Below are 10,469 nucleotides of genomic sequence, written 5' to 3'. Positions count from 1 at the left end.
AAAATAAAATTTCTGTAGTAGGGTGGCAATACTAAATAGCAAAGCCATAACCATTGGTGTCAATTTAACGTAAAAGTTATGTCCCCCAAGGAACTGAAGTTCCTTGCTAATAGCAAAAGTCATCTCAAGATGACTAAATATCTGGAAAAATCTTTAGTCTACTTCAGTAGACTTTGGCTATTAGCCTTGAACTTTAGTTCAAGGCGGGTCAGGAAGCCAACAGATAAGCCATTTCTAGCTTAAGTTGACACCAATGGGCTTTGCGTAACCCAACATCCTGATATATGTTGGGTTGCGCTCCGCTCCACCCAACCTACGTCGTCAGTCTAATGCACTATTCTGCGTAGACAGTCTACTACGTGCATTTCAAAAATCAAATACTAGTCCTATAGAATAACATAGCTACTTTCCCAGCAGGGAATAAAATAAGACAGCAACCTACCTGCTAGGGGAATTTGATGAGAAATTATCGTTTTTTAAATAAAATCACTACAGCTATTATTGTAGCCGCCCTTTCTTTTTCCTGTAAGTCTTCTGTTAGTAAAAATGCAGAACAGGTAAAAGCAACTGATAAACCAAAGCTACAACCAAATCTTATCTATGGCGATTTAATTATTAAAGAACAATCAGATTATCTGATGATTCCTGTTAGTATTTCAGGGCAAAATGAAGATAAAGGACTTGATTTAAGCCTTTCACGTTCTTATGAAAATGAAAGAAACAATCAATTATATAACATCATCTTTTATCAAAAGCAAGGTAGTGAAGCTCATCTTTTATTAAATAAAAAAGCCATTATTACCTCCTTTGATTTATTGGAGGTAAAAGCAACAAATAAGCCAACCACAAGAGTTTGGTTGTATAAAATCATTGACCAAGACACAAATATAGATAAAAAACTCAACAGCGAAGATGCTACTATTGGCTATCTTTCTGATTTATCAGGTAAGAACCTCCAGCAAGTTACCCCTAATAATACTCGAATCATCAGTTGGGTTCTTGTTCCCAGTCAAAACGCAATTTTCCTAAAAATTATCAAAGACTCGGATAATGATAAAAAGTTTACCAAAGAAGATAAAACAAATTTTGTGAGAGTTAACCTCGATAAAATCGGTATGGGAACTGAGGTTATTAGTGACCAAATCGAGCAAGAAATTAAATCCTACATTTTTAAATAACTTTGTTCGTAGTAAGTGGCTTCAGCCGCTTACTACAAAGCTTTAATTATTCACGCCAACTTACTTAGACAATACCCAATCGCGTAAAAGTTGGTTTACTCTATCGGGTACTTCATCATGGGGACAATGACCTGCTGTTAAGAAATGCTCTGTGAGTTGAGGGCAATATTGACGAAACTTTTGAGAACGCTCTTTAGCATTCATCCAAGGATCGGCTTCTCCCCATAACATTAATAAAGAACAAGTTAATTGCTTCAATAACACATCAACTTTTTCCCCTTGAGGACTGCTAAAAACTGAAACAAATACATCTAATGCACCCGCATCAAAAGCAGGACGAGAAATTTCTTCTACCAATTGGTCTGTAACTGCACTTTTATCAAGATATACTTTTTCTAAAGTTTGGCGAATTACCCAACGTTGTCGCACATATTGAAATAACAAAAATTGAGCTAAAGGTTGTTGAAAAATCCACTTAACTGAGTTCCCCAAGAGTTTCTCTAAAGAAGAGGGTTGTTTGGGTGGCTGAATTTCGCTTTGCAAAGCTTCAGGTTCAGATGTCGGCTGGCTTTCACTAAAAGGCCCTGCACTATTGAGCAACACTAATCCAGCCACACTGTCGGGACGTTGCGCTGCAACACACAAGCAAGCATAACCACCAAGGGAATTACCGGCTAATACTGCTTTTTGACCAATCACTTCGCTGATAAAATCATGGAGTTGATCGCGCCACAAGTCGCCACTATACTGCAATTTTGGTTTTGCCGATCGCCCGAATCCCAAAAGGTCGATCGCAAATACTTCAAAATCTTGACACAATCCTGTGATATTCTTGCGCCAATGGTCTGTGGAAGCACCAAATCCATGTACCAAAAGCAAGGGCGGACGTTGCGTTTGTTTCTCTCCCGCACTCACATAGTAAATGTTATGCCCGCGCCACTGCCAATATTTACCAGGTGTTGGAGTTGTAGAGGGGGCTGTAGTTACTTGCATGATTCAAAGAAATGTTAAGTAGCTTTTAATAATTGTAGGGGATGAAGGGGATGAGGGGTAGGGGGGCAGGGGAGGCAGGGAAGGCAGGGGGAGAAGAATTAATAACCAATGCCCAATGCTCAATGCCCAATGTCTAATGTCCAATGACAAATGACAAATGACCAATGACAAATGACAAATGACAAATGACTAAAAAAATTACAGGCAAAACTAAACTATTAGGAGTTATTGGATATCCGGTGGAGCATTCGCTGTCGCCTGTGATGCATAATGCTGCGTTAGCGCAGCTCGTCGTTCGCGTAGCGTCTCGTAGAGAAGACATCGCACAATTAGGATTAGATTATATTTATCTCCCTTTTCCGATTGAACCACAGAATTTAGAGGTGGCGATCGCAGGTTTGGCCGCTGTTGGGGTTGTCGGTTTTAATGTGACAATACCTCACAAACAGGCAATCATCCCCCTACTCTCAGAAATTACGCCTCTCGCTCAAACTATTGGAGCCGTGAATACTGTTAGCCGTCAAAATAATAAATGGGTAGGGACAAATACAGATATAGAAGGATTTATCGCCCCTTTGCAAACAACATATAAACAAGATTGGAGTCAGAAAGTAGCGGTAATTTTAGGCAATGGTGGTGCAGCTAGAGCAGTTGTCGCAGGTTGTATTCAGTTAGGTTTTGCCCAAATTCATGTTGTTGGGCGCAATATGCAGAGATTAGAAGAATTCCGCAATAGTTGGAGCAATTCACCACTAGCTGATAAATTTCAGGTTCATCAATGGGAGGAATTACCAAAGCTCATTCCCCAAGCAAATCTGCTGGTAAATACAACTCCCATTGGGATGTATCCCAAAGTTGATGAATCGCCTTTGAGTGTGGAAGAAATAGCGAATTTACCAACGGGTGCGATCGCTTACGATTTAATATATATTCCGAAACCAACACAATTTCTCCAGCAAGCTGAAAAACAAGGTGCAATTGCGATCGATGGTTTAGAAATGCTAGTTCAACAAGGGGTAGCAGCCTTAAAAATCTGGTTACAGCTGGAAACTTTGCCCGTAGAAGTCATGCGCCAAGCGTTACAAAATCACCTGGGTTTAGGGGAATGAGCGAAATTCTTCTTGTAATAGATATGCAAAACGGGTTTATGTCGGAGAAATGCAGACATATTATTCCTACTGTCCTTAAATTAATTGAGCGTTTTTTAGCGGCTGGTAAACTTGTTGAATTCACAAGATTTATCAATACTGCTGACAGTAATTATGTTAAACTAATTCGTTGGTCAAGGTTGATAAATGAACCAGAAGCGAGCATTATTGATGAACTTCAGCCATATATAAATAATATAAATAATAATATTTTTGACAAACCTTATTACTCGGCATTTACGGAGGATTTTTCGAGTTTTATCTTTGTTAATCAAATCAGCAAAATATATCTTTGTGGAGTTGCAACCGATAGCTGCATTTTGAAGACAGCAATTGACTCTTTTGAGCGTGGTATTGAACCAGTCATTATCGAGGATGCTTGCTTTAGCCACGGTGGTCAGCAAGCACATGATGCGGGTATTTTTTTGCTGAAACGTAATATAGGAAAAAATCAAATTAAGATGACTGATGAGGTTATTGAGAAGATTTGACACTCTCAGCACTAAAAGTGACTGAGATTCTTGAAAAGTAATGAGTAATAAGTAATGAGTAATAAGTAAATACCCATTACTTATTACTCATTACTCATTACTTAGTCACAGCAGTTAAAACTGCCGTTTGCTTCTACTCACGGCTGAAGCCTCTGAGCTTGTCAGCAAATCGTGTTATTTCTTGTAATAATACATTACATCTATCTAGAGCGGTAGTTTTTAACTGCATAATTAAACATTTATCAAGAATTTTGATAAAAAAATAATACAAAATAATCTTTTTTGAGATATTTTATGTTTTTATTTCCTAAGAATTACCACTAGCGATCGCTACATTAATAATGTTGTACCGAAAGCCTATAAACAATTTGCAAAAATTCATTCAAAAACAAAGTTATCTACATATAGGGGTTTTCCTGGCAACTCTCTTGAGCATCATATTGTTCAGTTGGGTAGCACTTTCGCAGCAACCAGTTACCCTCAATCTGTTAATGACTGCTCCTGATGCCGAACCTTGGAGGCAGGGTTTAATTAGAGACTTCGAGGCTGAGAACCCAGGTATTCGGATTAATCTCGTTGAAGGGCCGAATGCTACAAATTTGCTGGAAGACCTGTATACCTCGTCTTTTATCTTAGGTGAATCCCCCTATGACCTGATCAATATGGATGTGATCTGGACATCCAAGTTTGCTGCTGCTGGATGGTTGCTACCTTTAGGCGATCGCATTTCTAAAGATGAGTTGGCAGCATTTTCATCCCAGGATGTCGAAGGGGGACGTTATCAAAACAAACTGTACCGCATTCCAGTACGTTCCGATGTGGGAATGCTCTACTACCGGGAAGATTTAATCAAACAAGCGGGATTGAAACCGCCAGAAACCTTTGATGATTTGCTCCGAATTTCCCAAGTCTTGCAGAAAAAAAAGGAGGTAAATTGGGGTTATGTTTGGCAGGGTCGCCAATATGAAGGACTCGTGGCGATGTTTGCAGAAGTCCTCGATGGCTTTGGTGGCTTCTGGGTTAATCCCAAGACCCTCGAAGTTGGACTAGATCGACCAGAAACATTACGAGCCATTGAGTTTTTGCGTAGTACCATCAGCGAAGGCATTTCTCCCCCTGGAGTCACTACTTACCAAGAAGAAGACACCCGGCGCTTGTTTCAAAGTGGTAAAGTAGCATTTTTACGCAGTTGGCCTTATGCGTGGCCTTTAGCCCAGGCAGAAAATTCGCCAATCCGGGGCAAAATTGCAATTAAACCGATGGTTCACGCTCCTGGGAAGACAGGAGCAGCTTGTCTAGGAGGCTGGGGTTTAGGGATTGCGAAATCTTCTCAACATCCCGAAGAAGCTTGGAAAGCAATTCAATATTTTACCAGTCGGGAAGCACAGCGCCGATTTATTTTCAGTGCCGGCTATGTCCCCAGTCGCCGGGAATTGTTTACAGACCCAGAGATTGTTGCTAAATACCCCCACTATCCGCAGTTATTACAAGTCGTAGGCAATGCAGTTTTACGTCCACCGATCGCACAATATGCTCAAACATCAGATATTTTACAGCGTTATCTCAGCGCCGCCTTATCCGGTCGGATGAATTCGCAACAAGCAATGCAAGCGGCGGCGGCGGAAACGCGCCGACTGCTGGGGGCAGGGGAGTAATCAATTCAAAATTCAAAATTCAAAATTCAAAATTAAAGAACTTCTACCTCATGCCCAATGCCCAATGCCCAATGACAAATGCCCAATGACAAATGACAAATGACAAATTTACATACACTAAGAAATCGAGAACAACAGACAGCCTGGATTTTACTAACACCCGCATTGCTGCTGTTGTTGTTTGTATTTGCCTACCCGATTTTACGAGCATTTTGGTTAAGTGTATTTACTAAAAATTTGGGAACAGAGCTACAACCTGTATTCTCTGGTTTAGACAATTATGTACGAATGGTCGGTGATGGTCGCTTCTGGCAGAGTTTGTGGGCGACGACGGTGTTCACGACAGCATCAGTAATCTCAGAACTCCTGCTAGGATTAGGGGTTGCTCTAGTTCTCAATCAGGCGTTTTTTGGGCGGGGCATAGTGCGTACAACTGCCATTATCCCTTGGGCTTTGCCTACTTCTCTGATTGGTCTGGCGTGGGCTTGGATTTTTAACGACCAGTTTGGGGTTGTGAACGATATTCTGCTGCGGTTGGGGCTGATTAAAACTGGGATTAACTGGTTAGGAGATCCCACACTGGCGACGATCGCACTGGTTTTTGCTGATGTTTGGAAAACTACGCCGTTTATCAGTATCCTGTTGCTAGCTGGATTGCAATCGATATCACAAGACCTTTATGAAGCTTATTCGGTCGATGGGGCAAATGCTTGGCAAAGCTTCCGCAATATTACCCTACCCTTGCTGCTGCCGCAAATCTTAATTGCAGTCCTATTTCGGTTTGCTCAAGCTTTCGGAATTTTCGACTTGGTTGCTGTGATGACCGGGGGTGGCCCTGGTGGCGCTACGGAAGTGGTATCATTGTACATTTACTCTACGGTGATGCGCTACTTAGATTTTGGTTATGGCGCTGCCCTGGTAGTGGTGACATTTTTAATATTGATTTTTGCAGTGGCGATCGCTACTTTCTTGCTTAACAAGTACCGTGCCAAAACGTCAGGAGCCATTTAACCCATGAGTCTAACTCCCCCAACAGTTGCAACGACTCCAAAACGAACAGGAGTAAACAAGTTTTATCTGAAAAAAATCTTGCTGTTCATCATAGTTATATTAATAGTGGTATTTAGCCTAGCGCCAGCCCTCTGGCAATTGCTAACTTCGTTTAAAGTGAATGATGATATTGCCGCCGTTCCTACTGTCTATTTCCCGACACGATTCACTTTTAATCACTACATTGAGTTATTTACTCGTCGTCCATTTTGGCGCTATATCTTCAACAGTGCCTTTGTGTCGATTACTTCTACAGCTGTAGCTTTAGCGATCGGCGCACCTGCGGCTTATGCTCTGGCACGGTTACGCCCTTGGGGTGAAAAAGTTATCCTTGCCAGCATTTTAATTGTCACCTTATTTCCGGGAATTCTGTTGTTCTTAGGACTATTAGAAATTATCCAGGCGCTGAAATTAGGTAATAATTATCTGGCGCTAATTATACCCTATACTGCGATCAATTTGCCGCTCACAATTTTAGTACTTAAAAGCTTTTTTGAACAATTACCAAAAGACTTGGAAGATTCCGCTAGGGTCGATGGTTACAACACCTTTCAACTACTGTGGCAAATCGTCCTACCAATGACCCTTCCTGCCTTAGTAACTACTGGAATTCTTACCTTTATTTTTGCTTGGAACGAGTTTATTTTCGCTCTCACCTTTATGACTCGTGAAGAATTGAAGACAATTCCCGTTGCTGCGGCTCAGTTAGGTGGTGCGACAGTATTTGAAATTCCTTATGGTGCGATCGCGGCGGCAACTGTTGTGGGAACGTTACCCCTGATTTTACTAGTTTTATTTTTCCAGCGCCGGATTGTCCAAGGTCTTACTGCTGGTGCTGTTAAGGGATAAAAATCAAAATGGCTAAACTCGAACTCAAAAACTTGAATAAAACCTACAATCCTAAAGTCGTCCCTGTCAAAGACGTTAGTTTAACTGTAGATAACCATGAGTTTCTGACTTTACTTGGCCCTTCTGGCTGTGGTAAATCCACCGTCCTACGGATGATTGCGGGTCTTGAAGAACCGACTCACGGTCAAATTAAGATTGGGGAGGTGGATGTCACCTATAAACGAGCCAGCGATCGCAATATTGCAATGGTATTTCAAAGTTATGCACTCTATCCCCACATGACGGTGTACGAAAACCTTGCTTCTGGACTGAAGCTAAAAAATGTACCACCGACAGAAATTAAACAGCGAGTGGCAGAAGTGGCAGAAGTTTTAGGATTAGCAGAGTTAATGAACCGCAAGCCTGGTAAAATGTCTGGAGGTCAACGTCAGAGGGTTGCAGTCGGTCGTGCTTTGGTGCGTAATGCCGATGTGTATCTGCTGGATGAACCTTTAAGTAACCTGGATGCACTACTGCGGGAACGAGTGCGAGCTGATATCAAGCAAATTTTTGCAGCCCAAAAAGTGCCAGTTGTCTACGTTACCCACGACCAAACCGAAGCGATGACACTCTCCACAAAAGTAGCTTTGCTCAACGATGGCTATGTCCAACAACTAGATCCACCCGATCGCATTTATAACCATCCAGCGAATCTATTTGTGGCTGGGTTTGTTGGTAGTCCGCAAATGAATTTGTTGACTCTAGCTTGTAAGGGACAATACGCGCTGCTGGGTAACTTTCAAGTGCTTCTCCCAGATATACCAACAGTACCAGCACAAATTGTTCTGGGAATTCGCCCAGAAAATGTCCGCATTGCTCAACCAGGTGATACCCAGACTATCCAAGGGCGAGTATTTTTAGTGGAAAACTTGGGTATGCACTATTTGGTCAGTGTCAAGATTGAGGGTTCACAAACCGGAGCGATTACGGTACGTGCTTTGTTGCCAACAGACCAAAATTGGAGTGATGAGAATATTACACTAGCATTGCCCCCTGAAGATATTCACTGGTTTGATGTGGAATCTGGACATGCTCTTGTTAAGAGACAAATGTTAGGTGTCGGTTAAGGCAAGAGACGCGATGAATCGTTAAAGAAGTCGCAAGTCGCAAGCAAAAAAAGTGTAGGTTGGGTGGAGGCTTTGCGTAACCCAATATCCTGATATATGTTGGGTTGCGCTCCGCTCCACCCAACCTACATCTAATACACTATTTTAAGCTTGCCACGCTAGTAGTGGTCTGCCGCATTAAATATGTATGATGGGTGAACTCATTCTTAATTTTTCTTCCTTCGCGCCCTTTACGGTTCGTTTCTCAACCTCTCAAAATTAATGAGACAGACCAGTAGGTTGGGTTAGCGTCATTTTGAATTTTGAATTGTTAACGCGTCTTTGTAATGGTTTATCAGAAATGTGATGCTTGGGGATTTGCGCTACCCTAAGTCAGGAAGCCAAGGTTGACACTCCTCAGCCTAAAGGCATGAGGATTCAAGGTTTCTGCGAGTCCACTTAGCTTAGACCCCTTGCGGTATCTAACCCAGAGGTGGTTCTCTCCCCAAGCGTTAACTTTCGGTATGCCCTACCGTAGTTGCATTGCTGCAAAATTTGTTTGAAGTTTAATGCTGGTCGTCTAGTACCTGTAAATCTTTTACCTACTTCCAGGTAAATACTAGAACTACAAAGTAGAACCCCATAGATTTAGTTGTCAAGGTTCAGCGTCTGCGTATTAGACAGCAAATGGGTTTTTAATGTGGTTGATTACCCTTCCACAAACCCTATTTTACCAAAAGCCGTCCTAGAAGGAGAGGGTTTTAGACCCAAATTTTCGATAAATCACATGAGAAAATGGATTTGGCTGATGCTATTGGTGCTGATGACAGTTGCCGTGTTGGGTAGCAGAGGTAGCACGTTTTTTGAACAGCGTCCCTCACCAACAATTGTTGAAAATATTCCAGTGAAAACACCCCAACTACAGCCAGAGTCAAGGGAAGTTTACATTACTCCCCAAGTGTCTACTGACAAGCTGTTAACCCATATCCAAAAGTTGAATTTTCAGCGCTACACCACAAAAGAGCGATCGCTAACTCGAACTTATATCACAACTGAACTGAAAAAAGTCGGCTGGAAACCTAAATTAGAAAAGTTCTCTGACGGTGTAAATATTTTTGCCGAACGCCCAGGAACTAACAAAGCCGCTAAAGCAATTCTTGTAGCAGCGCATTACGATACTGTTGCCTCTTCCCCTGGTGCTGATGATAACGCCAGTGGTGTCGCTGTAGTGCTGGAAGTAGCTCGGTTGCTCGGTTCCCGTCCGACACCACGGACGTTACAGTTAGCTTTTTTTGACCAAGAAGAAGCAGGACTTTTGGGTAGTCAGGCTTTTGTGAGTCAGAGAGGACGCTTACAAAATTTAGGCGGTGCGATCGTTATGGATATGGTAGGTTACGCTTGTTACACTGCTGGCTGTCAGAAATACCCTGCCGGATTGCCTGTTACGCCACCTAGCGACAAGGGCGACTTTTTAGCGGTAGTCGGTGATACAGAACACTTACCTTTCTTAAATGCCTTTCAAAGCTCACAGAATATCCCCTCAACTGCCCTGAATAAACAGGAATCAACTTTGCCAGCAGTTCTAACACTACCAATTCCTTTTAAAGGTTTACTGACACCAGACACCCTACGCAGCGATCATGCACCATTTTGGTACCAAGGTGTGGCTGCGGTGCTGGTGACAGATACCGCAAATTTACGTACCCCACATTATCATAAACCTAGCGATGTTCCAGCAACTATCGAGCGATCGTTCTTCACAGGAGCAGCACAAATTGTAGTTAATGCTACTAGTACTTTGTTAGAGAAAAATCAGGTTTTGGAAACTCAACCACCAAGCTAACTTCTGAATTATGAATATAAACAGGACTTACGCACTCAAAACCTGAAACCTCGATCCCCCCCTTAATCCCCCCGATGTATTGGGGGGAAAAAAGAAATCTAGTTCCCTCCCCTTTGCAAGGGGAGGGTTAGGGTGGGGTAAAACCCTGGTTAATCAGCTATTTCAGACTTGTGTGTA

Annotated in this window: 9 protein-coding genes; 8 read left to right on the top strand and 1 reads right to left on the bottom strand. The window is 42.2% G+C overall.

Annotation, left to right across the window (positions count from 1 at the left end):
- Positions 1-458 precede the first annotated feature (458 nt).
- Entirely contained in the window at positions 459-1,178 is a 720-nt protein-coding gene (locus HWQ37_RS10370; protein WP_292746585.1) for a hypothetical protein, read from the top strand.
- Positions 1,179-1,238: 60 nt separating this feature from the next.
- Here the strand turns inward: HWQ37_RS10370 and HWQ37_RS10365 are convergent, their stop codons facing one another.
- Complete coding sequence (locus HWQ37_RS10365) at positions 1,239-2,171, bottom strand: alpha/beta fold hydrolase (protein ID WP_292746582.1); 933 nt, start codon at positions 2,169-2,171, stop codon at positions 1,239-1,241.
- Positions 2,172-2,356: 185 nt separating this feature from the next.
- Here HWQ37_RS10365 and HWQ37_RS10360 point away from each other — a divergent pair, with 185 nt between their 5' ends.
- The 7 genes from HWQ37_RS10360 to HWQ37_RS10330 all read left to right on the top strand — a co-directional run bounded on the left by HWQ37_RS10360 (position 2,357) and on the right by HWQ37_RS10330 (position 10,292).
- Positions 2,357-3,280 carry a shikimate dehydrogenase gene (locus tag HWQ37_RS10360; RefSeq protein WP_292746579.1) on the top strand — a complete coding sequence of 308 codons (924 nt, stop codon included), beginning with the start codon at positions 2,357-2,359 and terminating at the stop codon, positions 3,278-3,280.
- Entirely contained in the window at positions 3,277-3,810 is a 534-nt protein-coding gene (locus HWQ37_RS10355; protein WP_292746576.1) for a cysteine hydrolase family protein, read from the top strand. Before HWQ37_RS10360 ends, HWQ37_RS10355 begins: the two co-directional genes overlap by 4 nt.
- A gap of 341 nt (positions 3,811-4,151) precedes the next feature.
- On the top strand, positions 4,152-5,465 hold the full coding sequence (locus HWQ37_RS10350) for an ABC transporter substrate-binding protein (protein ID WP_292746573.1): 1,314 nt from the start codon (positions 4,152-4,154) through the stop codon (positions 5,463-5,465).
- A 99-nt stretch (positions 5,466-5,564) separates the two neighbouring features.
- On the top strand, positions 5,565-6,476 hold the full coding sequence (locus HWQ37_RS10345; protein ID WP_292746571.1) for a carbohydrate ABC transporter permease: 912 nt from the start codon (positions 5,565-5,567) through the stop codon (positions 6,474-6,476).
- A gap of 3 nt (positions 6,477-6,479) precedes the next feature.
- Positions 6,480-7,364 carry a carbohydrate ABC transporter permease gene (locus HWQ37_RS10340; RefSeq protein ID WP_292746569.1) on the top strand — a complete coding sequence of 295 codons (885 nt, stop codon included), beginning with the start codon at positions 6,480-6,482 and terminating at the stop codon, positions 7,362-7,364.
- Positions 7,365-7,372: 8 nt separating this feature from the next.
- The gene (locus tag HWQ37_RS10335) at positions 7,373-8,470 is read left to right on the top strand and encodes an ABC transporter ATP-binding protein (RefSeq protein ID WP_292746567.1); all 1,098 of its coding nucleotides are present in this window, start codon (positions 7,373-7,375) and stop codon (positions 8,468-8,470) included.
- Between the two features lie 766 nt (positions 8,471-9,236).
- Positions 9,237-10,292: a M28 family peptidase gene (locus HWQ37_RS10330; RefSeq protein WP_292746564.1), complete on the top strand. Its 1,056-nt coding sequence runs from the start codon at positions 9,237-9,239 to the stop codon at positions 10,290-10,292.
- Positions 10,293-10,469: the final 177 nt, after the last annotated feature.

Origin of the sequence: Nostoc sp. NMS4 (genome assembly GCF_017115095.1) — a bacterium.
Taxonomy (GTDB): domain Bacteria; phylum Cyanobacteriota; class Cyanobacteriia; order Cyanobacteriales; family Nostocaceae; genus Nostoc.
This window is presented reverse-complemented; position numbering and strand designations above follow the sequence as displayed.

What these genes read in the sequence shown, in the direction of transcription:
- HWQ37_RS10370 (WP_292746585.1), top strand. Translation starts at nt 459, where the DNA reads ATGAGAAATTATCGTTTTTTAAATAAAATCACTACAGCTATTATTGTA.
- HWQ37_RS10365 (WP_292746582.1), bottom strand. Translation starts at nt 2,171, where the DNA reads ATGCAAGTAACTACAGCCCCCTCTACAACTCCAACACCTGGTAAATAT.
- HWQ37_RS10360 (WP_292746579.1), top strand. Translation starts at nt 2,357, where the DNA reads ATGACTAAAAAAATTACAGGCAAAACTAAACTATTAGGAGTTATTGGA.
- HWQ37_RS10355 (WP_292746576.1), top strand. Translation starts at nt 3,277, where the DNA reads ATGAGCGAAATTCTTCTTGTAATAGATATGCAAAACGGGTTTATGTCG.
- HWQ37_RS10350 (WP_292746573.1), top strand. Translation starts at nt 4,152, where the DNA reads ATGTTGTACCGAAAGCCTATAAACAATTTGCAAAAATTCATTCAAAAA.
- HWQ37_RS10345 (WP_292746571.1), top strand. Translation starts at nt 5,565, where the DNA reads ATGACAAATTTACATACACTAAGAAATCGAGAACAACAGACAGCCTGG.
- HWQ37_RS10340 (WP_292746569.1), top strand. Translation starts at nt 6,480, where the DNA reads ATGAGTCTAACTCCCCCAACAGTTGCAACGACTCCAAAACGAACAGGA.
- HWQ37_RS10335 (WP_292746567.1), top strand. Translation starts at nt 7,373, where the DNA reads ATGGCTAAACTCGAACTCAAAAACTTGAATAAAACCTACAATCCTAAA.
- HWQ37_RS10330 (WP_292746564.1), top strand. Translation starts at nt 9,237, where the DNA reads ATGAGAAAATGGATTTGGCTGATGCTATTGGTGCTGATGACAGTTGCC.